Origin of the sequence: Caldithrix abyssi DSM 13497, assembly GCF_001886815.1 — a bacterium.
GTDB lineage: Bacteria > Calditrichota > Calditrichia > Calditrichales > Calditrichaceae > Caldithrix > Caldithrix abyssi.
Genome location: NZ_CP018099.1, coordinates 424,088 through 447,121 on the forward strand (window position 1 = coordinate 424,088; position 23,034 = coordinate 447,121).

Sequence of the window (23,034 nt, forward strand, 5' to 3'; positions counted from 1 at the left end):
CCTCCTTTTAGCTACTTAATGGATGCGCCTACAATATTTGAGATCAGCGAACGCAAGCGCACAACGCTGCCTGAATCGGTGGGATGCACGCGGTTAGTCAGCAGGATAACCGCAACCTGATATTCCGGATCGATGGCAATGGATGTGCCCGTGTAGCCGGTATGGCCAAAAGCCTTTGAACTGAAAAGATCGCCCAAGTTGGAATTGTAAGGAGACGAAACATCCCAGCCCAGGGCGCGCCCAAAGGCTTCGAAGCCTGCCGGAACGCTAATCATTTTTTGTACGGTTAAGCGATTTAAAATACGTTGTCCGTTCCAGGCGCCCTGATTAAGCAACATGGCGCTGAAGACTGCCAGGTCTTCCGCGGTGGAAAAAACGCCGGCATTGCCAGAAACGCCGCCATTTATGATGCGTGCCAGCGGATCGTGAACTCTGCCGATTAACACTTCGCCGTTTTCCAGCCGTTCGGTGGCGGCGCAGGCCTGAATTTTGTTTTTTGGCAGGGTATAAAAGGTATTTTTCATCCCCAGTTTTTCGAAGATGTTACGTTTGGCAAAGACATCCAGCGGTTGACCGGTGATGCTCTTTACTACGCGTTGCAGCGTAATAAAGTTTAAGCAGCTGTATTTGAAGTAGGTTCCCGGCGCGTGATGACGTTTTACCGTGGCAATGTAGCGAATCAACGAGTCTGGCGCAGGGGAGCCATATTTTTCTTTTAATTCGGCTACCGGCGCATAAGGCGGCAGGCCCGATGTGTGAGTTAACAAATGGATGAGGCGGATGGGCTTGTCGGAAAAGGGCCCCTTGTAGCTTTTAAACTCCGGGACATACAGGTCAACCGCATCCTTTAGTCTCAAATATCCGCGATCCAGTAAAATCATGATAGAAGTTGCCGTTGCCAGCGGTTTTGTAATGGAAGCCAGATCAAAGATGGTGTTCAATTCCATCGGTTTTTTTTGCGGAACCAATTGGCGATACCCGTAAGCCTTGTGGTAGGCAATTTTGTTGGACCGCATCACCAACAACACCGCGCCCGGAATGATGCTGTCTGCAATGGCCTGTTCGATAACGCGATCGGCCTGTTGCAGAACCTGCGGATCAAGATCCACGTCTTCCGGCGAAACGCGCGGCAGAGGTTGGGCCAGCAGTAGATGGGTACAGATGAATAAGATAATGAAGAAGAATAAACGTCTCATGGCATATTTTTCCGATTTTTTTTGCTTTTTAGAATATACTAAATCTTTCTAAAAATTTAAAGGGGAAAAAATAATTAAAAAAATGCCCCTTATTAGCGAATAGCGGGCCGGAGTTTGGACGGCGCAACAACGACAAGCAGTAAAAACGATCAACAGCGAGAAAAGCCGTTTCCATAAACGATGGGCGTATGATGTTTTCATCGGCTTTTCCATGGATTTCGATAAAATTAAGTTTTTTTAAAAGTGGACGATGAAATAAGAAAATTATGTGGGAGGTATATTTTACCCAAAAATTTAATTTAACTTCTTTAGTGCCGTTGACAAACTTAAAATACAGGGTCGAAAATGATTAGTTTATTTAAGAAGCGTAAGGTCAGGTCACTGGAAGATTATTTTGACATCTTTCAAAAGATTCCCATGGAAATTGCCGTGTTTGATTTAAGCGGCAAATTTATTTTCATCAATAATTATTATTTTACCAATGGTATCCCGGCAAAAGAATTCCTCCAAAAAGATGAAGAGTATTATTTTTATCGATTACAAATTGATCCTGCCGCCATGAATTTACGAAAAAAATATTTTGAACGGGCATTGAAGTCGGGTCAATTAACGCGCTTTACCGAAAAGCTCTATTTTACAGAGAAGAATAGAACCTTTTACTACAAGAGAATTTTTTTGCCGCTTTTAGACTCCAAAAACAAAAAGGTCATCGCCGTCGTTTTATTTGGCAATAATTTAACGCACCTGGTGCTTTCTCAAAAAGAATTGAAATACCTGGCTTATCACGATCGTTTAACCGGTTTGCGCAACCGGGACGCTTTTTACGAACAGCTTAACCAGGTGGTAAAAGAAGCGACTCGTGTCCGAGACATGTTAAGCGCCATCCTTTTTATTGATCTTGATAACTTCAAATTTATAAACGATACGCTGGGCCACGATTATGGCGACAATGTTTTGCGCGAAGCGGCCCGGAGGATGGTGCGTTTGTTGCGCAAAAGCGATCAGGTGTTTCGTCTGGGCGGGGATGAATTTACGGTGTTATTACGCAGCATTAAAAAGGAAGTCGATGCCGGCCTGGTTGCCGAAAAACTGGTGAAAGCGCTTTCTGAACCTTATGAAATTAAAGATCAGGTTATTACCTCCATTTCTCCGAGTATTGGCATCTCTTTGATCCCCAATGATGGTTTAAAGACAGAAGACCTGGTCAAAAGCGCAGATATTGCCATGTATGAGGTTAAAAATGAGGGCAAGGCCGGATATAAGTTTTTTGCTCAACAAATGACCGAACGTTCTTTAAAACGATTGCAGATTGTGAACGAACTTAAAGAGGTGATCGAGGCTCAATCGTTTGACGAACAATTTACCATGCATTATCAACCTATCCTGGCTTCCAATGGCAAGGTCAACAATTTTAAGATAATCGGTGTGGAAGCGCTTATCCGCTGGAAAAATCCGCGCCTGGGCAATGTGTCGCCGGCGGAGTTTATTCCCATTGCGGAAGAAAGTCACCTGATTAATTATTTTAATAAATGGATTATTGATCGTACGTTGGGTGATTTTAACGAGATTTCCAAATTTCATAATAACGGTTTGTATCTGTCGATCAATGTTTCGCCGCTTGGCTTAAAGTCGGAAGATTTCGCCCGAAGTTTGCAGAATGCTTTGCTCGAAAATCATCTGAATCCCAGAAACATCCAGCTGGAAATCACCGAAACCAGTCTGATGGATGAGGGGACTTCTATCCACAAAAATATTTCGGCGCTGGTGGGGATGGGCGTGGAACTGGCCATTGACGATTTTGGCACGGGCTATGCATCCTTAAACTATTTGCAGAATATCCCCGCGCAAACCATCAAAATCGATCGCAGCTATATTTCAAAAATCAATTCCGATGTAAAGAACAAGGATATGATTCGAGCCATTCTGGCCATGGGCAAAAGTTTGAACAAAAACATGGTGGCCGAAGGAGTTGAAACATCGGAGCATCTGGAGTTTTTAAGGCAGAACGACTGCAAACAGTTTCAGGGATATTTATTCAGCAAACCGATCGATGTGGATAGTTTGATCGATATTTTTAGCAAGCACAATATGGAAATCACCTTGCCTTAAAGTTTATCGGGCTTCCATGGGATAGGTCAGGCCCCATTGAGCCCGGATGGAATCCATTAACTCCATGATGATAATGGTATCTTCATGGGGCATGATGGCGCTTTCAAGCTTTCCTTGTTTTAGGCAGCGTCCGACCTCGCGGGCTTCGTAAAGGTAACCGTTGCCCTCCCATTCCGCTTTTATCAATTGCTCCTGTTGACCAGCCTTTTTCAGGCTAATTCCTGTCGGCCGGTAAAGGGGCGGTAGTAAGCGGATGACGCCTTCGGTGCCCATAAAAACCGCGTCTGAAGGCGTGTGGGAGCGCAGTGAGGCGTAAAGATTGGCCATTCGTCCATCCTGATATTTGAAAATCACAGAGGCCAGCTCGTCAACATTGGTCTGCCCCAGATACGCCAGCGTCGTCAGCTCATCCGGAACGCCCATCAGGTAGTGGCATAAAGAAAGCGGGTAAATGCCAACATCCAGCAGCGCGCCTCCGCCTAAATGGGGATTAAACACGCGGTGTTCGGGATGAAAGGGAAAATTAAATCCCAGATCGGCCGTCATCATGATTAACCGTCCGATTTCCCCGGCCTGTAACAATTGGCGCAGTTTGAAGATAACCGGTAAAAAGCGCGTCCACATGGCTTCCATTACAAAAAGCTTTTTTTGTCGGGCAATGCGTAACACCTCTTTTGCCTGCCTTGCATTGATGGTAAACGATTTTTCGCAAAGAATATGTTTGTTAAATTCCAGGCAAAGGAGCATGTCCTCATAGTGGCGGCTGTGTGGTGTGGCAATGTAGATGACATCCAGCTCTTCAAAGCGGGCCAGAGCCTGATAAGAGTCGAAAGCATGGGGGATGTCGAATTTTTGTGCAAATCTCCGCGCGCGTTGAGCGTCTCGCGAACCAACGGCTACCAGTTGCGCATCTTCAACGCGCTTTAAATCTTCTGCAAAACTATGGGCGATTGCTCCGGGGCCTAAAATGCCCCATCGTATTTTGGAAGGCATGACTTCTCCGAATTTGTAAAAATGTGATTGATTAAAACAGAGTAGCGGGGATGGGCGCTACGTTGCAAAAAAACAGCCCCTGCCATTTATAAAAACAATAGAATGACAGGAGCTAAAAAGAACAGATCGGGTTTTGTTTATTTGACACGGTACCAGGTTTGTGTCCGGTAAAAAAAGGCGACATATCCGCGCACCATGAGCTTTCCATCTTCAAGCCACAATTTACAGCGATAGATTTTGCCCTTTTTGGGATCGAGAATGGTTCCGCCGGTGTACTCATCGCCGTCTTTCACCATATCTTTGATGATCTCCATGCCCAATACTGGCTGGTTGTAGCGCGGGTCGTCTTCCGGACATTTATCGCATTTTGGATTGGGGTCTTCGCCCGGTTTACGGAACAGGGAATCCACCCGGCCGTAAAATTTGCCGTCGCGCATGTAAATTTCGACGATCGATTTGGGCTGGCCGGTTTCATCGTCAATGGTTTTCCATTTTCCGATAATGGGATCCTGCTGGGCAAAGGCCTGTGTCGTAAATAGCGATAAAATGAAAAAAATTAAGAAAAAAGAAAATGGTTTCATAACTCCTCCAGATTTGTTACGTCGCCTATTAATCAATACATTGTTTGCCAAAAATGCAAATATTTTATTTCACATATTAAAGATTTCGTTCAGCCAATGCAAGGCCAGTTGCTGATCGATGAAAAACGGACTGGTGGCAATGGTGATCAAAACGGCCTGCTCGATCCATTCCCGTACTTTGCGGATTTTTTCCCGATCTTCGATGACAGAGCTGCCCGGAGCAAAAATATCAAGGTCGATATCCAGGACGATCGGTTCATTGAAGGAAATGCCATATTCTGCTGAGGTATTGACGATTTGCAAATCGGAAAACAAGTTTAACTGTAGGGCCGGTTTGATAAAGGTGCCCACATTTAGGTGGTAATTGGTGTAATGGAAGACCTCTTTCAAATCCGGAGGCGGCTGTAACGAAAAAGAGGGGAATTTCTCCGGCTCCCACACATCGGTATGTTGATCCACATGTACCAGTTGCAAATGCGGCTTAACAATACCGCTTAAATAACCCAAAAGCCAGAAAAAAAAGGCGTGGTTGTGATTGTCGAAAATAAAGACGGGCTTGTTTTGATATGGCCAGTAAACAAAATTTTTAAGGCCGGTGCGTGGGTGTTCCACGCCCTCTTCAATTTCAACGAAAACGATTTCGTCGCCTATTTGAACATCGGATAAAGTACCCTGTTGTAACGGAGGAACAAAGATTTTTTTATGCTGTCGTTGAGCAAATGAAAAAGCATTATTGCCAACAGGTTGGGTAATGTAAAAACCGCGGTACAGTTCTTTGGCCTGCTGGAATAAACGCCTGTCCATTTTTTCTCTCCGTGCCGGTTAATGAAAAAGCGCAGAACAGTTGGTCTGGTTTTCTGCGCTTTTAGATTTTTTTGTTTGCGGGCAAAAAAAGCCCTTTGTTTTTATTTTATTCCTGCTCGGCTAAAAATTTTTCGGCGTCCAGGGCGGCCATGCAACCGCTGCCGGCTGCTGTAATCGCCTGACGATAGATTTTGTCCTGAACATCGCCGCAGGCAAACACGCCCGGTACGTTGGTTCTGGTGGAATCGGGCTGGGTGATAATGTAACCGGTTTCATCCATCTCAATCTGGTTTTTAAAAATGGAGGTGTTGGGGATGTGTCCGATGGCCATAAAAACGCCGTCAATGGGCATTTCGTGTTCTTCGCCGTTTTGCGTGTTCTTCAAGCGCACGCCTGTGACAAAATCGTCGCCTAAAATTTCGCTGATGACATGGTTTAAAATAAACTCAATTTTCGGATTTTCTTCGGCGCGTTTAATCATGATTTTGGAGGCGCGAAATTCATTGCGTCGATGGACGATGTAAACTTTTTTGGCGAACTTGGTTAAAAAGGTCGCTTCTTCCATGGCGGAGTCGCCGCCGCCCACGACAATAACTTCTTTATCTTTGTAGAAAAAACCGTCGCAGGTGGCGCAGGCCGAAACGCCTTTGCCCATCAACCGTTTTTCGGATTCCAGCCCAAGCCAGCGAGCGGAAGCGCCGGTAGCAATGATCACGGCATCTGCTGAGTAAAGGCCGCTATCGGCTTTTACGGTAAAAGGACGTTTAGAAAAATCTACCTCATGAGCCATTTCGAATACCGTTTCGGCTCCAAAGCGATTGGCCTGTTCCCGCATGTCTTGCATTAACTGCGGGCCCTGTATGCCCTGAGGAAAACCGGGAAAGTTTTCAACTTCGGTGGTAATGGTTAACTGACCGCCCGGTTGGTTGCCTTCCAGAACGAGGGTTTTGAGTTCGGCGCGCGAGGTGTAAATGGCGGCCGTTAATCCGGCAGGTCCGGAGCCAATAACAATTACAGGATAATGTTTAATCTCAGACATCTGTATCTCCTATTTCATTTCGTTGTTTGTTTTCATTCTTCCGTTTAAAATAACTTTGTCTTTGATGCAAAGTTTAATGTTGAGGTTACAAAGTTACCTCAATTATCGGCGGTATGCTAAAAAACGTAAACAAAAGCCATTAAATTCCGGGTTCTCAAATTAAAAAGGTAGAGAAATGGCGCGCTTAGTTGATGGCAAAACGAGAAAAACAGCGGGAGGATATCGCCCGTGAAAGACATTTTCTGCAGGCTGTGAAAACATCAAAGCTTCCCTTGTAAGATCTGTCGCGCATTGGCGGGGTTTGAAAATTTTTGTGCTGCTGTATTGGTTGAATAGTTAGTCTGTCATTTCAAAAATGTTTCTGCAAATGTGGTGAATTCTCACCACCGTTTATGTAGGGGCGAAGGATTTCCAAGAACAATTCAGCGCTGGTAACCATTAATCTTTAGGATACTTCCTTTGTAGAATCTGTCCCGCTCTGGAGGCTGTTGCATGGGGGGGAGGAATTAATGCTTATATTCTCCGATATTGATAATTTTTTCTCATTCTTAAGCGTTGGGCAAAATATAGAATTAAAAACGCCAAAATATTCTTTGAAAATAAAATTAATAGATCATCTTTTTCTTGTGATGCTGTTATAAACGCTGCTAAACGTTTCCCTAACATATTTTTAAATAGAACATTAATATTATGCCCAATACACATTAACGTAAATTCACTACGAACATTATTAAGACCAGATAAGGAAAATCCACGATAGCCTAAATTATGCTTCAAGTTACCAAAAACAGGTTCAACTGTCACCGAACGCTTTTTTAGTCGTTCCTGCGCCGCTGAAGTTTGTAACTTTTTCGCCATACGTTCGCAATAACTCTCATTAACTGAACGATGGATTTGCTTAACTTTCTTTTTACTGGAAATGCATAAATTAATTAAGGGACAATCCTGACAATCATTGGAACGATATACGATCCGTTCGCTATTTCTCTCAACTGGAAAAAGCTTCTTACCCGTCGGACATTCATAGTAATCTCCCTGTTCATGATACACAAAATCACTTCGTTTTAGTTTTCTTTCTTCTTTTTGCAATTCTTCCTTGGAGGTTGGTGTCTCCTTTATCGAACGATTGGATAACTGGGGATCGGCTATTACGGCATCAATCTGCTTTTCTTCCAATTCTTTTAGGTCTGTGCTATTGTGATAACCGGAATCGGCCGTGTAAGATCGCTTATCATCTGAACCAAGATTCTTCTCTACTTGTTCTTGAATCGGTATGAATTGACCCTGGTCGTTGGGCTGGCTTACGACTTCATGAGCTACTATTAAATGACTGGACATATCTACGCCTAATTGTGCGTTATAGCCCGGTCCATCCACCGAAGGCATCATGCGGGCATCCGGCTCTTTTACATTTATTTGATGTCTTGAACGGTGTTCTGATTTGAGCTGTTTCTTACGCTCTTTCAATTGGGCTTTACGTTCTAATATCTCTTTCTCTAAGCGCTCAAGCCGTTCTTTCTCCGCTCGAAGAGTTTCTAAATCTAATTCATCCGTGGCCCCCTGTTCTACAAAATTACAGCGCTGCATGTATTGCTTGATCTCTGCTCTTAACTTCTCTATACGTTTGTCTAATTGATCCTCAGTGTAGCCATGACGCTTACTGCTGTGCGCTTTGATTTTCGTGCCATCTATGGCTATCTGGTTGAAACTACTTATGCCTTCGGCCTGGGCAATTAAAAGTATCTCTACAAAATATTGGTCTAATAAATCCAAATGTGCCTTGCGAAAACGACTTAATGTACTATGATCCGGATGCTGATTCCCAGTGATATAAATGTAGCGCGTATCATATTTACACAATTCCTCCAGCTTACGGGTGCTGGTAATGCCGTTACTATAAGCATAAAACCATAAGGCAAGCATCATGTCTGGGGCATAAGAATCACCGCCTTGTGAACTATAACGGGAATAAAGTGCACTTAAATCAAGGCGCGAAACCAACTCCACTACAAATCGACTCTTTGGATCGTCTCTGGCAAAATCTTCCACACTATAGCCAAAGAGATTCATTTGTGAGCGATTATAAGTAATAAAACTCATGGAATTCCTTTGTTATTACTTGTTTTATCTGTCGCCCAGAATTTACAAATTTTTTGAATTTTACTCAAACTGAATTTGCAACAGCCTCTCTGGCGGGATTTGAAAATTTTTGAGCTGTTTTAAAAACTCATCCCCCAGCCCGGGGCTGTCCCAAAAGTCAAAGACAATGTATTTTTATAAATTTTTTCTTTCCCTCACCCCCTTTAATTCCCCCTCTCCCGATTTTCGCTGGACCTGGCACACACTTGACACAGGGGGAATAATTTGTTAAATTTTCTACATGCAAATATATGGGAAAATTTTTAGCGAACCAATATTAAAACGTATTAATGCGATCATTGCCCGGCAGCCGCAGATATCTCGTAGGAAATTATCACGAGAGGTATGCGAACTGATGGACTGGAAATCTCCCAATGGGAAATTCCAGGAGATGAGCTGCCGTAAAGCCTTATTAGAGCTGGATCGGCGCGGTTTAATCAAATTACCAGAACGAAAAAAAAGCTATGCTTTTGAAAAAAAGAAAAAGCGTAAGCTTGATGTTCCAATCGCCTCCATTGAAGGCCATTTATCGGTTTTAGGCGAAATTGTAATCGAGCCGATCAAAAGCCGCTACAGCAAGGATTCGCGCGCATGGTTTCAGTTAATAGAGAATTTCCATTACCTTAAAAGCGCAAAACTTTGTGGCGCTCAGATTCGCTATATTGTAAAAAGCGAGAAGTATGGCTATATTGGCGCTTTAGGCTTTAGTTCAGCGACTTATAAATTACGAGCCAGGGATGCCTATATTGGCTGGAGCGAAAAGGCGCGAAGGGAGAATATCCAGTATGTGATCAGTAATGATCGTTTTTTGATCGTACCTACGGTTAAGGTCAAGAATCTGGCTTCATTTCTGTTGAGTAAAGCCTTGCAGCGTATTGGAACCGATTGGGAGAGTCGTTATGGTTATCGCCCGGTTTTGGTGGAAAGTTATGTGGATTCTAGTGTTTTCAAAGGCATCGGTTACCTGGCTTCCAACTGGCTTTATGTAGGAAATACCAGCGGTCGTCGTGACGGTATCGCCAAAAAGGTATTTCTTTATCCATTGCAAAGGAACTGGCGAAAGATTTTGTGTCAGGAGAGTGCGGACGGTTTAGGCCAAGGACGATTAATCAAAGACTCATCGAATTGGGCGGAGCGGGAATTTGGCAGCATTCGCTTATATGACAATCGTCTCAAACAGCGTTTGTACGCCATAGCGGATGACTTTTACAACAAGCCGCAGGCCAACATTCCGGAGGCCTGTGGTGGTAAGGCGCGCACGATGGGCGCCTATCGATTTTTTCAAAACGAGAAGGTAACCATGGATATTATTTTAGATGCACATACCGAGGCGACGATAGATCGCATAAAAGAACACAAGGTGGTTTTAGCGCCTCAGGACACGACCATTTTAGACTACAGCACGCATCCCATGACCAAAGACTTGGGGCCGACAAGCCATATAGATCACCAGAGCATTGGCTTGATTTTACATGATACATTGGCCTTTAGTGAGGATGGCACGCCGTTAGGCGTATTGGATGCCCAGGTATGGGCTCGTGATCCGAAGGATCGAGGCAAGACGCGTCGTCGGAAGGAATTACCCATTGAGCAAAAAGAGAGTATGAAATGGTTACGTAGTTATCGCCGGGTCAACGAGATCGCTAAGTTATGTCCGGAGACGCTTATCGTAAGCGTGGGCGATCGAGAGGCGGATATCTACGAATTATTTCATGAGGCTCAAAGGAAAGATAGCAAGGCAGGACTTTTGGTACGCGTGGGCAAGCGCCGCAATCGCAAAGTGGCCGGAATTGATCTGTGGGATTACATGTCCAGTCAAGAAGAGCGCGGTCAATTTCAAATTCATGTTCCTCGTAGGGGCAATATCAGGGCTCGTGAGGCCAAGATGTCCTTGCGTTATTCGTCGATAGACTTAGAACCGCCGAAACGATTTTCGTCCTCTAAGCCCATTAAGGTGTGGGCTGTTTATATCCGAGAGGTCGATCCGCCAGCTGATATTAAGAGTCCAATAGAGTGGATGTTATTGACCACGGTGTCGGTAGAGAATTTTACTGATGCCTATCAACGAGTGCAGTGGTACACTCGTCGTTGGGGTATCGAGATATATCATCGAACGCTCAAGAGCGGCTGCCGCATAAAAGATCGTCAATTAGGCAGTGCGGATCGTTTAGAGACGGCCTTAGCCGTGGATATGGTTGTAGCCTGGCGCATTTATCATATGACCATGTTAGGTCGTGAAATACCGGATTCGCCGGCGAGCGTATTTTTCAAAGAAGAGGAATGGAAAGCGTTGTATTGCTATGTGCATAAGACGCCCATAGCGCCGGAGGAGCCGATGAGTTTACGAGAAGCCATCCGTATGGTAGGTCAGATCGGAGGCCATTTAGGCAGAAAGAGTGATGGCGAGCCTGGCACAGTAACGCTCTGGCGAGGAATACAGCGATTGGATACGGCAACCGAGATGTATATTATTTTTACTTCAAGCCGAGACGGCCCATAACCCACGGTGCTATGTGTGGGTAAAGGTCAGCGATTTTCGGGAGAGGGGGCAGGGGGTGAGGGCTAATGTAATGTTTTCCATGATTTTAAATAATTATACATTTAATTTCTCTTTTGAGACCCCCCCCGGGAGCAATTGTGCCGATTTGCTTAGCTTTGGTCTCAGAATAATTTGTTTAATCTTTTTCTGAGATTATTTGCTCAATCTGCGAGAAAATTTTTTGGCGAACGTTGCGGTTGTTTTTGGTTGGGGCCTGGAAAGGAAGCGCTGAAAACATCCGCGGTGGGGAAATCCGCCGTGATTGGTGTTGATAATTAGATTTGTTGCGCTTTTAATCTTTTTTTAAATTCATTTCTGACAAGTTTAAAAACGGATTAAAAAAAAAGAATATTGTATCATAGAAAAATTTTAAACATCATAATAGGAAGAAATCCATTTGGACGAACAGGAAATAGTTCAACGGGCAAAGAACGGCGATCGGGCGGCGCTGGCCCAACTGGTTAATAAATACAGTGATCGGATCTACAACCTGGCGCTGCGCATTCTGCGTCGTAAAGAGGACGCGGAAGACGTACTGCAGGAAACGTTTTTAACGGTCATTGAAAAGCTGGATAAATTTGACGGCCGTTCTTCTTTTTTTACGTGGATTTATCGGATTGCCACCAACGCCGCTTTGATGCGGCTGCGTAAAAAAAAGGTGGTGTTTCAGGAGCTGAACGATGATCCTGACTTTCAGGAGAGTATCGAAAGCCGTGTATTTGTGGATTGGAGCCAGGATCCATCGGTTAATGTGTTTGATGAAGAGATAAAACAAAAATTGAATGAGGCGATTAACAAGTTGTCCGATATTTATCGTAGCGTGTTCGTTCTGCGGGATATCGAGGGATTGTCCATTAAAGAAACCAGTGAGATTCTCAACATTACCGAAGAGAATGTTAAGATCAGGCTGCGCAGGGCGCGCCAGTTTTTGAGGAATTATTTGTCGGATTATTTCGAAGAAAGGTTGAGGGAAAGTAATGCTTCATCCTAAAGAACGGATTAAACAAATTTGCGATTTAATGGGAGAAGACCTGGATCATCCGTCCTGCCAGGAGATCCTGGAGCATATCAATAATTGCCCGACCTGTAAGGTGTATTATGACACCGTAAAAAAGACCATTTTTTTGTGTCGCGACCTGGATTGCCCGGAAGAGATGCCCGAAGATGTTAACGAACGTCTGATGAAGGTGTTAAAACTGGATGATCTGCTCACGGAGCAAATCAAGAAAAATCGATCAACAAAATAAAGCCCCATTCCAGTTTTGGCTTCTATCATTTTTTACCATTCAAAAGCTGGACGCCGTTAAATGAGAAAGAGTCCCCCTTAACAGTGCACCCCATCTGTACGATAATGCCAGCGTAAAAAGTTAAACTTTTGAATTTACTTCAGGGCAGCAAAACCGCGGCGACTTGACTGCCCGGTCAAAATTGCTGCCGGTTATGGGAGAAATATTGCGGCCCGGGGCGTTGCCCCGGGCCATGCTCTCCACCGCGCACACGGAGCGCTCTGACAGAGCGCTCCTTCCTCCTATCCCCCAATCACAATGATCCAATGGCGATTTCCCCTCCCGACACGGCCTGTTAAAACAAAGCAAAAGTCCTTTTAGCCCCTTCATTCGTAAACTACGGCTGCTTTTACTCTCACTCTTTGTAAAGTTAATTATTTGCCCGACAATTATTTAACTTGTAATTTATTTACTAACAGAATAACCAAAAAAGAAAAAGGTCGAAAATGGAACATTTAAAAACGTTTAAAGATCTTCTTGAGTACGTTTATCAGACACACGCCCAACATCCTGCGCTTTCATTTGTGGGAGAGCCCTCCATAACTTACAAGGAATTTTATGACAGGGTACATGAAGTCGAAGCCATGTTAAGTAAAGCGGGCATCGAAAAAGGAGAGCGCGTTGCCATTTTAAGCGAGAGCAAGCCCCACTGGTCCATCGCCTTTTTTGCCATAACCGCTTTTGGCAGGGTGGCCGTTCCGATTTTACCGGATTTTCATCCAAACGAAGTGCAACACATTATTCGCCACTCTCAGGCCAGAGCCATTTTTATCTCATCCGCACAAATAGCCAAAATCGAAGATGCCAGGCTGGAAAACCTGAAGCAAATTATCATCCTGGATGATTTTACGCCGTATCAGTTAGAGAGCAAAGCCCCAATCAAGGAGATCATCGATCGTGGCAGTAAAGAAATCGGCAAATTAAAACAGGCGGCAAGCAAATTAACGCAACGAGGCGCAACAGAAGCGATGCTGCCAGACGACCTGGCTTCTATTATTTACACCTCCGGTACCACCGGTCATTCCAAAGGCGTAATGCTCAGTCATTACAATATCATTAGCAACGCCATTTCCATTTTAAAAGTGGTAGAAGTTTCGCCAGCCGACCGTTTATTATCGGTTCTTCCCTTATCGCACGCTTATGAATGTACGGTTGGTATGGTGGCGCCCTTTATTGCCGGAGCCAGTATTCATTACTTCGACAAACCGCCAACCCCTCGTCTGTTGTTAAATGCCTTTCAGACTGTAAGACCAACCTTTATGCTGATCGTGCCGCTGATTATCGAAAAAATTTACAAAACGAAAATTCTTCCGCAATTGAATAAAAACTGGCTGTTGCGTGGTATTCAAAAAGTGCCGGCCCTGCGAAAAGTAATCATTAAAAAAGCTGGCCAAAAGCTGTACGAAACGTTTGGCGGTCAGTTACGCTACATGCCTATCGGGGGCGCGCTGCTGGCGCCTGATGTGGAAAAGTTTTTGTTTGAGGCCGAATTCCCGTATGCCATTGGCTACGGCTTGACGGAAACCTCGCCTATTGTGGCCGCCATGGTAAAGGGTAACTTAAAACTACGCTCAACAGGCCGCCCCATACCCGGCGTGCAAATTAAAATCCATAATCCCGCCCCGGACACCGGCGAAGGCGAAATTTGGGTCAAAGGGCCCAATGTGATGAAAGGCTACTACAGAGACCCCGAAAAAACAGCGGAAGTTTTAACGGAAGACGGTTGGTTCAGAACCGGCGATCTGGGAGTTGTTGACCAGGATGGCTTTTTGTTCATCAAAGGGCGAATTAAAAATGTGATTCTGGGCCCCAGCGGCGAGAATATTTATCCCGAACAAATTGAAGCCGTTTTGAACGAATTTGAATGCGTGGCCGAAAGCCTGGTTTACGATGATAACGGAAAAATTACCGCCCGTGTATTTTTAAATTACGAAGAGGTGGATCGCAAATTCGGCATTAATCATTTAAGCGAAAGCCAGGTGCGGGAAAAAGTTAAAGAGTTGCTGGAGACCATTCGGCAACAGGCCAATGAACGTCTTTCCACCTTTTCACGAATTTCCAGGATTATTGAACAGACCGAACCATTTGAAAAAACGCCAACTCAAAAGACAAAACGTTATCTGTATGTGAAAGGTTAATGCTTAAATCGGAAAGGTTTCCGCACGTTTGGCGCTAATAAGAATTATTTGAGGCTTGAAAAGTGGAGGGAAAGCGCCACCTTAAAAGGTGGCGCTTCATGCGTAAAATTCGGCCCTCTCATTCCATGGTTGAGTTAATCTCCGCCTCATCTAACGGAAGTCGTTCCGAACAGCAGACCTCATTCCTTTCAACGAATATTTTCTACACTTTTTGAGCGGATTCTCTTATATTTGTCATGTCTTTTGAGAATGTAAGAAATGGCCGAACGACTGGATGACCAAACTGCTGGGACAGACCTGAAGGCATGTCCTGTCGTCCCATTCAGGTTGTCTGCGGCATCCAAATGTTTGCGTATCAGGTTCCGGAGCTTTTGCGCAATGGATGATTTAAAGAAACGGATCGGAGAATGAGACGTTTATTGTACAGGAGGGAACAAGCAAAGGGGATAAAATGATCGAAAAGAAAATTATTGTTGTAGGAGACCGCGTGCTCATTCAACCGGACGAGTCGCGCTCAAAAACAGCGCATGGCCTGTATTTGCCTCAGGGCGTTCATGAAAAAGAAAAAGTTCAGGCCGGATTTGTGGTAAAGGTCGGGCCGGGATACCCGCTGGCCGACCCGGCGAACTTATCAGACGAGCCCTGGGGCGAACAGCAAAGCGAACCGCGCTACATACCCTTGCAGGTTGAAGAAGGAGACTACGCCATCTTTATGCGTAAGGCAGCCATTGAAGTGGAAATAGACGATCAAAAATACGTCATTGTTCCGCAGTCCGCTATTTTACTCGTGATTCGTGAAGAGTTGATTCCGCCTCCAATCGACGATGAAGAAACAGAGTCGGATTAAAGAAACGCCAATAATTAATATACTTTCTTCGTAGCATCTGTCCCGACATGGCTGGATTAGTTGAATGGTTGAATGGTTGATTGGTTGAATGGTTGAATAGTTAACGGTTTGTCATTACAAATTTGTTTCTGTAATGTGGAGAATTTCTGCCACCGTTGGAGGCAACTCTCCACGTTCAGAGCTTCCCCCTCTCCCAGACTTTTATTCTGGGAGAGGGGGAGTCGAGGGGGTGAGGGCTATTTCGGGCAATGCCTTCCACCGTAGGGCAGAAAAAGTGTAAGAGTATAAGAGTTGAAGAGTTAGTTGAATAATCACTGTCCTGTCATTACAAATTTGTTTCTGTAATGTGGAGAATTTCTGCCACTGTTGGAGGCAACTCTCCACGTTCAGAGCTTCCCCCTCTCCCAGACTTTTATTCTGGGAGAGGGGGAGTCGAGGGGGTGAGGGCTATTTCGGGCAATGCCTTCCACCGTTGGGCAGAAAAAGTGTAAGAGTATAAGAGTTGAAGAGTTAGTTGAATAATCGCTGTCCTGTCATTACAAATTTGTTACTGTAAATGTGGTGAATTCTTATCACCGTTTATGCAGGGGCGAAGGATTTCCAAGAACAAATCAGCGCTGGTAAGCATTAACTTTAGTCATATAAAAAAAGCACTCTGGATAAAGTAGGGATGGAAATCCTTCGCCCTTACAAGTACTTAAATTCCTGCGAGAATGTTTTTGGTTGTGGCTAAGCTGTACTTGAATTAAAAATTATCACGCGGAGCGGGAGGCTGTGCCCGAATAGTAGAGCGCCGGTTTGCTTAGCTTGCGTCTTAAGTGTTTAATCATTTTCTGCGATGATTGGCGTAATCTGCTAAAAAATTACTTTGCGCGCGTTGCGGTTGGTTCTGGCTGCGGCCGGGCTGGCTGAACTAAGCAAAAGACGGGAAATTTTATTCATGTTTAATCGGTTTATGATAAAAAGACTGCTTTAAAGCAGATCATGACTGTTAAAGTGGAAGAGAAGGCGTCATTTAAAATTGGGTTCAATATGAAACTGAAAGCAAACGAGTAGCACATGCGCGGCATGTTATTTTTCTTAATCGTTATCGGCATTTTTGTAGGTATTACTTTTTTAGTGCGCTACATGGCCAGAAAAGCCAACCGAAAAATATGGCAAAGTTCCCTAATAGATCGCCTGGCTTTTTTTTACCCCTATGGCGTACTGCTGGCAATCGGCTTAATACTGGCCAGCAGCAGCGCCGGCCGCCGCCATTTAATGATGGAAATTTCCACCACGCTGGCTTTTGTCCTCTTTGTCCTCAGCATGGCGCTTTTACTGGCCCTGCCTCTTACGTTTATAATCTATTTTGTTTACAGAGCAGTTTTTGCGGCTCAACAAAAATCTAAAAAGCAGAAACAAGCTTTTTCCGTTGAAAGACGTGCCACTTTAAAATGGATGACCGGCGCCGTCCCCCTGCTGTTTTTAGGCGCTTCGGCCAGAGGCTTTGCCGGCGCCTTCAACCAGGTACAAACCCCGCAGATTGAATTGCATTTTAAAAATTTACCGCGCGCCTTAATCGACTTTAAAATTTTACATTTAAGCGATCTGCACCTGGGATATTATTTTAATCTGGACGACCTTGAGCAACTGGTTGCCACGCTCTCGGGCCAAACATTTGATCTGGTGGTGATTACAGGAGACTGCGCCGATGATATTAAACAATTGCCCGAAGCGTTGCAGCTGATTGACCAGATTCCCGCCACCCATCGCAAATTCTTTTCGCTGGGCAATCATGAATATTTTCGCGGCCTGCCGCAAATCCTTAAAATTATTGACCGGAGTCCAGTAGAATTGTTACGCAACCGATCGGTAACGCTTAATCACCGCGGAACGCTTTTGCGCTTAACCGGCATTGACGACCCCGTGTTTATGGGACGCGACATCTCCGATTTTTTACAAAAGGCCATTCAGGCAGGAACAGCCAACGCCTCGCCTTTGCCTTTTAATATTCTGCTTTCACATCGTCCGCAGGCGCTCGACTTTGCGCCGCCGTTTGGCATTGACCTGGTTCTGGCCGGGCATACCCATGGCGGCCAGCTTGGTTTTAATAGGCGCAGCCTCTTTGAAAACTGGAATATCCACAAATATTTATGGGGCCCTTACCAGAACGGAGCAACTCAGCTTTACACATCGGCCGGCGTGGGACACTGGTTTCCCTTCCGCCTGGGATGTCCGCCTGAAGCGCCGATCATTATTTTAAAAAACGATCCCGATGTGAATATTTAATTTTAAATTTTGACAATTTTTCTTAATTTTGTTCATGCTAACGGTTTGAGATAAAACGTTCAGGAAATGAAAAGGGCAAATAAGCTTTTGGCGGTTAATATTCATGCATAAAGACAGCATCTATTTGAATTTTATTTTTGTGGCGGTCAGCCTGATTCTTCTGCTTCTTCTTGGCGTTGTCGGCTATAGCTGGATCGAAGGCTGGTCGTGGCTCGACGCCCTGTACCAGACGGTGATCACTTTTTCTACCGTTGGCTTTCAGGAGGTTGCGCCCCTGAGCCGCAACGGAAGAATGTTTACTATTTTATTGATTTTCCTGGGGTTGGTTATCATTGCCCTGCTGTCGGGCAGCATTACAACCTGGTTTGTTTCTTCGCAAATTTTAGCAAAAAGGAAGATTTTAAAAATGAAGCAAAAAATAGCGGCATTAAAAGATCATGTCATAATATGCGGGGGCGGCGAAACGGCCAAAACCCTGATCCGCGAATTTCAGCAGGCTAAAAAACCGTTTGTGGTCATTGAGCATAAGCCAGAAATTGTCTCGGAACTGCAAGAGTTTTTTCCGAATTTGTTGATTATCGAAGGCGACGCCACAAAGGATGAGTTTTTAGAAGAAGCCAGGATCGAAACCGCCCATGGCTTAATTACCACCATGCCGGTTGACGCGGACAATTTATTTATTGTGGTCTCCGCCCGTAGTTTGAATCCCAATTTAATCATCGTGTCGCGCGCGGTAGATCCGCATACCGAAAGCAAACTTTACAAAGCCGGAGCCAACTACGTGATCGTGCCCAACGTCGTGGAGGGCCTGCGCATGGCTTCGGTGTTGCTGCGCCCTACCCTGGTGAGTTTTCTGGAAGTGATGATGTCCAATAACGATCTGGCGCTGCGCCTGGAAGAGGTTGCTCTGCCGGAAAGCTCCGCGCTGGTAAACAAGCCGTTGAGCGATGCCCGCATTCCGCAGCGTACGGGCTTAATCGTCATCGCCCTTAAGCGCGCTAAAGATTCGCAGTGGATATTCAATCCGGTTTCTTCAACCTTGCTGCACAAAAATGATCGGTTGATCGTGCTCGGCGACGAAGAGCGCATCAAAAAACTACACGCATTGCTTAAGGAGTAGTCGTTCTTGGCTGATGATTTCCCGATCATCGAAAAAACATTTGCCTTTCGCTGTACGCAGTGTGCGGACTGCTGTACGGGCGACCAAACCGTGTTTTTGAATCTTTTCGATCTTTACAAAATGGCGCAATATTTGCAATTGAATCACACTGCGCTGCTTTTTTCAAAAAAAATCGTCGCCTTAAAAAAAGACACGCAAAACGATGTTTACAGACCGGTCATTCGCTTTAAAAGCAGGCCGTTTAAATTTTGCCCGTTTCTGATTAATGAATGGGGGGAGAACGGAAAGATAACCGGCTGGTGCCGGCTCCACCCGCGCCATAAACCGCTGGTGTGTTCCCTGGCGCCGGTGGGGGTACGTTTTGACGCCGCAGAGGACAGTCTGCAATTTTTGTTGGTCCCGCCAACCGACCGCTGCCCCGGTTTAAAGGAAGCGCCGGTTCAAATTCTTGAGGAGTACCTGGCCCCTTATCAGCAGGAAATTGCCTTTCAAAATCTTTTTTTTAAAGTTCTGGAATGCGTCAAATCTAACGGCTGGTCTGCCGCCCAATTTCAACACAACCTTTACGCCTTTTCGCTGCAAAAGCCGTTCGCAGAAACGTTGGAAGATATCTTACGCGTTCATTGCGGAACGGACAGAATTTCCTGAAAAATGCAGTATGATAAAAATTAAGTCGGCGGACATCCTTTCCCGCCGGCTTAAAATGTTTTTTAAAGCTTTGATGTGTTTTTATGATGCTATTTCTATTCGATCAAAGAATAACCCGCCGGCACCTGAAAAGATTGGTCCCCCAGTGGAGCCTTTTCCAGCTTAATGAGCTCGGTGCGATAAGAAAAATCGGGCCCTTTTGCCGCTGTTTTTTTCATGGTTTTTTCTTTTAACTTTTTCTTTAAAAAACCGCCAAACATACCGCCCGGATTGGTGATGTCCAGTCCTGGTTTTTCCTCTTGCATTTCCTGTTTTGGTTTGGGACGGGTGGCAAAGTACTGTCCTTCGATCAGTATGGGCAACCCTTCGATTTTATTTAATTCCTGAACAAACTTAGAACCCTTAAAGTCAGACATATTGTTACTTTCCTGGTTCATAGCCCGGAATAGTTTAAACCAGTTTAAGCCTAAAATTGCGTCTGTTTCCATGCCCACCGGAAAACCGACTTTCTCCATAAATGTTTTTTGAAATTCCTGTTCTTCCTTTATTGCGTCCTCTATGTTCTGATTGGAAGCGGTTGCCCAGACGTCAGTGAACAGGCTGTCTTTACCTTTTTCTCCCGTTTCGGTGTTTTCCCATTCCGTAACCCAGAATATCTGGTACTCCTTGCAGGGAAAGTTGTTAATCGTTTTGCTTTTTCCAGTGGGCACAACTTTGAAGACCTGTCGGGTAATTTTAATCGGGCTTTCTTCCTCTTTATACTCGTCCTCTTCATATTCTGCTTCTGTATCCGGAGAGTAATGTTCTTCGCTCTCTTCAAACGTTAATTTCTCGATGGGGCGCACACGATACTGTTTTTTATCATGAAAAATATCGTACACTTTCATCTCTTCCAGATCGATGATTTCGCCTTTTTTCCGGTCGCCAAACACGAATTTTGACATCATCTTGCCCATCATTCCCTGCGCTTTAAAATCATTCTCACTCTCCTTGTGCTTTTTAAGGCTTTGAAGCCATATCGTTTCATGGGTTGTGTATTCGCCAAAATCTTTGAATTTCACCGTGGTTTTGCTTTCACGTATAACGCCAGCAGAGAGCGCCTGGAAAGCAAACATTAATAAAAATACGGTCATAAAATGTAACTTCATGGTTCCTCCTCCATTATGATTTTACGCATCTAATCTATCGGTTATCGCTGTAAAAATCAAACATCACAAGAGTAAAAGGTTATTCTAACCAGTGTTCAGGATTGTGAATTTTATTATGGCTGTAAATGCCAAAGCCCAGGCTGGGCGAACCGTTGTAACCAGAATCGCTGACTTTACCGATAATCTGATTTTGTTCCACGGGAGAATCCCAGTAAACGTAGATTTCGGCAAGATGAGAATAAACGGAATAATAGCCCTTGCCATGGTCTACAATAACCAGGTTCCCATAACCGGGCAAATACTGGATGACGCGCACCACCCCCGGGAAAACACAGCGCACGGGCGAGCCGGGCTTTGCCTTGATTTCAATATCCGTGTTTTTGATGTAGGTTTTTAAAACAGGGTCGCGCTTTTTACCAAAATGCGAAATCACCTTTCCTTTAACCGGCCAGGGAAGTTTCCCTCTGGCTTTTTCGAAATTTTTAAACTTAAATACTACCCCGGACTTTTTTGGGGACGCGCGGTCTGGAGTTTGCTTTTCCTGTTTAAGTCGTTCCTTTTCGAGCGCGGCGATCAAATCCAGCAAGCTGGCGCGCTCGCGGTTTTTGCGTGTTAATAATTGCTGATAATTCGCCTGATTACGCTTTATCCTGCTTAACAGCCGTTGTTTTTCTTTTTTGCGGGCAACAAATTGCCTGGTTTTTTCTTCAAGCGATTTTAAGGCAATATCCTTTTGCTGCAGCGATTTTTCCAGCGACCTTTTTATCTGTTCTATTTGCTTTTTTTTATTGCGAATGGTACGAATCAGGTTTTCGTCGTGACGGGCAATTTGCCGCAAATGTTTAAGACGAACCATGGCCTGATTCAGAGAGCGCGAACTTAACAAAAGTTCAATATTTTTAATACGTCCATATTTATAAGCGTACACGGCGCGGGCGGCGTAAAGGGCTTGCAAATCTTCCAGCTGTTGATTGGTTTCACGCAGCTTGTTTTCGGATTCAGAGATTCTGCTTTGTAAAAGACGGATTTCCTGCTCAAGGATTCCTCTACTGCGGCTGATGAGCGCCATTTCGTGTTCCAGTAGTTGAATTTGAATGGCCAGGCTGCTTTTCTTCTTTTGGGTGGCAAGGATCTTTTGACGCAGTTCGTCAATCTGAGATTCAAGTTCCTTTAACAGGTTTCGATTTTTGTTAAGGCTGCCATCAATGCCTACCTGTGCGTGTAGCACAGACAGGTTAAAATGGATGAAGCCAAAAATCAACCATAATATAAAATAAACTCGAGCGATGGAATTAAATTTACAAGAAATAGCCAACCGAAATCGCATTACTTACTCCTAATCGCGCGTGGTATTCCAGCGCATAACAAATGGAAACGACCTTCCTTTTAAAAATTAGACCCGAGGCAAAAGTTTGCGCCTGCTGCCGAAACCCGACCATTAATGAAAACATGGAGTTGAGCGCGTACGTTAATCCAATCCTATAATCGAAATCAAAGCGCTCGTCTTTAAAAAGATCTAATGTAATTTGCGCTTTGGGCAGGGGCTTAAGGCTAATACCATTGATAAAATAAATGGGGATGTCTCCTTTTTTTGCAGAGAGTGCGGGCTCGTTAATATTGCCCGCCACACTCGCCACGTTTAACCAGGGTAACACTTTGACATGAATTCCCAGCGTTAACCCTACGGCATTGTAATTTCCATATTTCTTAATTTGCAAAAAATAGTTTTGAATTGCCAATCCAAAGGAAAATTTCTCGAAAAACCGGCCGGAAATGTATAATGAAAATTGCTGTTCTCTGTAATTTTGATCGCCAAACTGGCTGACGAACAGGCCGAAAGGCAAACCTTTAATGCGGCCCCGGAAACTTAAACCGAATTCATTTAGTTGAGAAATGTTGTAGAAATTTCGATATTGTAAACATAATTCCGTTTTGGAATCGAGCGCAAGAAGGGCGGGATTGATATTGAAAAAAATGCCGGATTGGCCCGCAATGCCGGAACCGCCCAGGGCAAGGTAAGAAGGGGGCAAACGGCCCGGCTCAAAAGAGGCCAATAGCGAACGCATAATCAAAAAATGAATAAAAACAATTTTTACCGACGAATACATTTTCATGGGAATACATTTTTAATGATCTGGTAAAATTTACATGGATTGAGAAAAAAAGCAAGATTTAC

The 23,034-nt window shown here is 44.6% G+C and carries 18 protein-coding genes; 9 read left to right on the forward strand and 9 right to left on the reverse strand.

What is annotated here, in order from left to right; translation table 11 throughout:
- Positions 1 to 11: 11 nt before the first annotated feature.
- Positions 12 to 1,196: a serine hydrolase domain-containing protein gene (locus Cabys_RS01715; RefSeq protein WP_006928355.1), complete on the reverse strand. Its 1,185-nt coding sequence runs from the start codon at positions 1,194 to 1,196 to the stop codon at positions 12 to 14.
- 345 nt (positions 1,197 to 1,541) lie between these two features.
- Here Cabys_RS01715 and Cabys_RS01720 point away from each other — a divergent pair, with 345 nt between their 5' ends.
- Positions 1,542 to 3,305 carry a putative bifunctional diguanylate cyclase/phosphodiesterase gene (locus Cabys_RS01720; protein ID WP_006928356.1) on the forward strand — a complete coding sequence of 588 codons (1,764 nt, stop codon included), beginning with the start codon at positions 1,542 to 1,544 and terminating at the stop codon, positions 3,303 to 3,305.
- A gap of 3 nt (positions 3,306 to 3,308) precedes the next feature.
- Here the strand turns inward: Cabys_RS01720 and Cabys_RS01725 are convergent, their stop codons facing one another.
- The 5 genes from Cabys_RS01725 to Cabys_RS01745 all read right to left on the reverse strand — a co-directional run bounded on the left by Cabys_RS01725 (position 3,309) and on the right by Cabys_RS01745 (position 8,822).
- On the reverse strand, positions 3,309 to 4,298 hold the full coding sequence (locus Cabys_RS01725) for a Gfo/Idh/MocA family protein (protein WP_006928357.1): 990 nt from the start codon (positions 4,296 to 4,298) through the stop codon (positions 3,309 to 3,311).
- A gap of 137 nt (positions 4,299 to 4,435) precedes the next feature.
- The gene (locus Cabys_RS01730; protein ID WP_006928358.1) at positions 4,436 to 4,879 is read right to left on the reverse strand and encodes a DUF2147 domain-containing protein; all 444 of its coding nucleotides are present in this window, start codon (positions 4,877 to 4,879) and stop codon (positions 4,436 to 4,438) included.
- A 69-nt stretch (positions 4,880 to 4,948) separates the two neighbouring features.
- Complete coding sequence (locus tag Cabys_RS01735) at positions 4,949 to 5,683, reverse strand: peptide arginase family protein (protein WP_006928359.1); 735 nt, start codon at positions 5,681 to 5,683, stop codon at positions 4,949 to 4,951.
- Positions 5,684 to 5,789: 106 nt separating this feature from the next.
- On the reverse strand, positions 5,790 to 6,722 hold the full coding sequence (trxB, locus tag Cabys_RS01740) for a thioredoxin-disulfide reductase (protein ID WP_006928360.1): 933 nt from the start codon (positions 6,720 to 6,722) through the stop codon (positions 5,790 to 5,792).
- Positions 6,723 to 7,235: 513 nt separating this feature from the next.
- Positions 7,236 to 8,822: an IS1182 family transposase gene (locus Cabys_RS01745; protein WP_006926562.1), complete on the reverse strand. Its 1,587-nt coding sequence runs from the start codon at positions 8,820 to 8,822 to the stop codon at positions 7,236 to 7,238.
- Positions 8,823 to 9,102: 280 nt separating this feature from the next.
- Between Cabys_RS01745 and Cabys_RS01750 the strand changes: the two genes are divergently transcribed.
- The 8 genes from Cabys_RS01750 to Cabys_RS01785 all read left to right on the forward strand — a co-directional run bounded on the left by Cabys_RS01750 (position 9,103) and on the right by Cabys_RS01785 (position 19,710).
- On the forward strand, positions 9,103 to 11,361 hold the full coding sequence (locus Cabys_RS01750; protein WP_006929874.1) for an IS4 family transposase: 2,259 nt from the start codon (positions 9,103 to 9,105) through the stop codon (positions 11,359 to 11,361).
- 436 nt (positions 11,362 to 11,797) lie between these two features.
- Positions 11,798 to 12,391: an RNA polymerase sigma factor gene (locus Cabys_RS01755; RefSeq protein WP_006928364.1), complete on the forward strand. Its 594-nt coding sequence runs from the start codon at positions 11,798 to 11,800 to the stop codon at positions 12,389 to 12,391.
- On the forward strand, positions 12,378 to 12,647 hold the full coding sequence (locus Cabys_RS01760) for an anti-sigma factor (protein ID WP_006928365.1): 270 nt from the start codon (positions 12,378 to 12,380) through the stop codon (positions 12,645 to 12,647). The genes Cabys_RS01755 and Cabys_RS01760 overlap by 14 nt, the downstream gene beginning before the upstream one ends.
- Before the next feature lie 485 nt (positions 12,648 to 13,132).
- Entirely contained in the window at positions 13,133 to 14,824 is a 1,692-nt protein-coding gene (locus Cabys_RS01765) for an AMP-binding protein (protein WP_006928366.1), read from the forward strand.
- 451 nt (positions 14,825 to 15,275) lie between these two features.
- On the forward strand, positions 15,276 to 15,671 hold the full coding sequence (locus Cabys_RS01770) for a co-chaperone GroES (RefSeq protein ID WP_006928368.1): 396 nt from the start codon (positions 15,276 to 15,278) through the stop codon (positions 15,669 to 15,671).
- Between the two features lie 1,059 nt (positions 15,672 to 16,730).
- A complete protein-coding gene (locus Cabys_RS01775; protein ID WP_006928369.1) occupies positions 16,731 to 17,942 on the forward strand; it encodes a metallophosphoesterase in 1,212 nt (403 codons plus the stop codon).
- Positions 17,943 to 18,045: 103 nt separating this feature from the next.
- The gene (locus Cabys_RS01780) at positions 18,046 to 19,062 is read left to right on the forward strand and encodes a potassium channel family protein (RefSeq protein ID WP_006928370.1); all 1,017 of its coding nucleotides are present in this window, start codon (positions 18,046 to 18,048) and stop codon (positions 19,060 to 19,062) included.
- Positions 19,063 to 19,068: 6 nt separating this feature from the next.
- The gene (locus Cabys_RS01785; protein WP_006928371.1) at positions 19,069 to 19,710 is read left to right on the forward strand and encodes a YkgJ family cysteine cluster protein; all 642 of its coding nucleotides are present in this window, start codon (positions 19,069 to 19,071) and stop codon (positions 19,708 to 19,710) included.
- 95 nt (positions 19,711 to 19,805) lie between these two features.
- On the opposite strand, the gene Cabys_RS01790 is transcribed toward Cabys_RS01785, so the two are convergent.
- The 3 genes from Cabys_RS01790 to Cabys_RS01800 all read right to left on the reverse strand — a co-directional run bounded on the left by Cabys_RS01790 (position 19,806) and on the right by Cabys_RS01800 (position 22,972).
- The gene (locus tag Cabys_RS01790; RefSeq protein WP_006928372.1) at positions 19,806 to 20,858 is read right to left on the reverse strand and encodes a hypothetical protein; all 1,053 of its coding nucleotides are present in this window, start codon (positions 20,856 to 20,858) and stop codon (positions 19,806 to 19,808) included.
- A 79-nt stretch (positions 20,859 to 20,937) separates the two neighbouring features.
- Positions 20,938 to 22,185 carry a murein hydrolase activator EnvC family protein gene (locus Cabys_RS01795; protein WP_006928373.1) on the reverse strand — a complete coding sequence of 416 codons (1,248 nt, stop codon included), beginning with the start codon at positions 22,183 to 22,185 and terminating at the stop codon, positions 20,938 to 20,940.
- A complete protein-coding gene (locus Cabys_RS01800; protein WP_044281129.1) occupies positions 22,157 to 22,972 on the reverse strand; it encodes a hypothetical protein in 816 nt (271 codons plus the stop codon). The genes Cabys_RS01795 and Cabys_RS01800 overlap by 29 nt, the downstream gene beginning before the upstream one ends.
- Positions 22,973 to 23,034 lie beyond the last annotated feature (62 nt).

Excerpts from the sequence above, each read along its gene's own strand:
- Cabys_RS01715 (WP_006928355.1), bottom strand. The coding sequence starts at position 1,196 with ATGAGACGTTTATTCTTCTTCATTATCTTATTCATCTGTACCCATCTA.
- Cabys_RS01720 (WP_006928356.1), top strand. The coding sequence starts at position 1,542 with ATGATTAGTTTATTTAAGAAGCGTAAGGTCAGGTCACTGGAAGATTAT.
- Cabys_RS01725 (WP_006928357.1), bottom strand. The coding sequence starts at position 4,298 with ATGCCTTCCAAAATACGATGGGGCATTTTAGGCCCCGGAGCAATCGCC.
- Cabys_RS01730 (WP_006928358.1), bottom strand. The coding sequence starts at position 4,879 with ATGAAACCATTTTCTTTTTTCTTAATTTTTTTCATTTTATCGCTATTT.
- Cabys_RS01735 (WP_006928359.1), bottom strand. The coding sequence starts at position 5,683 with ATGGACAGGCGTTTATTCCAGCAGGCCAAAGAACTGTACCGCGGTTTT.
- trxB (WP_006928360.1), bottom strand. The coding sequence starts at position 6,722 with ATGTCTGAGATTAAACATTATCCTGTAATTGTTATTGGCTCCGGACCT.
- Cabys_RS01745 (WP_006926562.1), bottom strand. The coding sequence starts at position 8,822 with ATGAGTTTTATTACTTATAATCGCTCACAAATGAATCTCTTTGGCTAT.
- Cabys_RS01750 (WP_006929874.1), top strand. The coding sequence starts at position 9,103 with ATGCAAATATATGGGAAAATTTTTAGCGAACCAATATTAAAACGTATT.
- Cabys_RS01760 (WP_006928365.1), top strand. The coding sequence starts at position 12,378 with ATGCTTCATCCTAAAGAACGGATTAAACAAATTTGCGATTTAATGGGA.
- Cabys_RS01765 (WP_006928366.1), top strand. The coding sequence starts at position 13,133 with ATGGAACATTTAAAAACGTTTAAAGATCTTCTTGAGTACGTTTATCAG.
- Cabys_RS01770 (WP_006928368.1), top strand. The coding sequence starts at position 15,276 with ATGATCGAAAAGAAAATTATTGTTGTAGGAGACCGCGTGCTCATTCAA.
- Cabys_RS01775 (WP_006928369.1), top strand. The coding sequence starts at position 16,731 with ATGCGCGGCATGTTATTTTTCTTAATCGTTATCGGCATTTTTGTAGGT.
- Cabys_RS01780 (WP_006928370.1), top strand. The coding sequence starts at position 18,046 with ATGCATAAAGACAGCATCTATTTGAATTTTATTTTTGTGGCGGTCAGC.
- Cabys_RS01790 (WP_006928372.1), bottom strand. The coding sequence starts at position 20,858 with ATGAAGTTACATTTTATGACCGTATTTTTATTAATGTTTGCTTTCCAG.
- Cabys_RS01795 (WP_006928373.1), bottom strand. The coding sequence starts at position 22,185 with ATGCGATTTCGGTTGGCTATTTCTTGTAAATTTAATTCCATCGCTCGA.
- Cabys_RS01800 (WP_044281129.1), bottom strand. The coding sequence starts at position 22,972 with ATGAAAATGTATTCGTCGGTAAAAATTGTTTTTATTCATTTTTTGATT.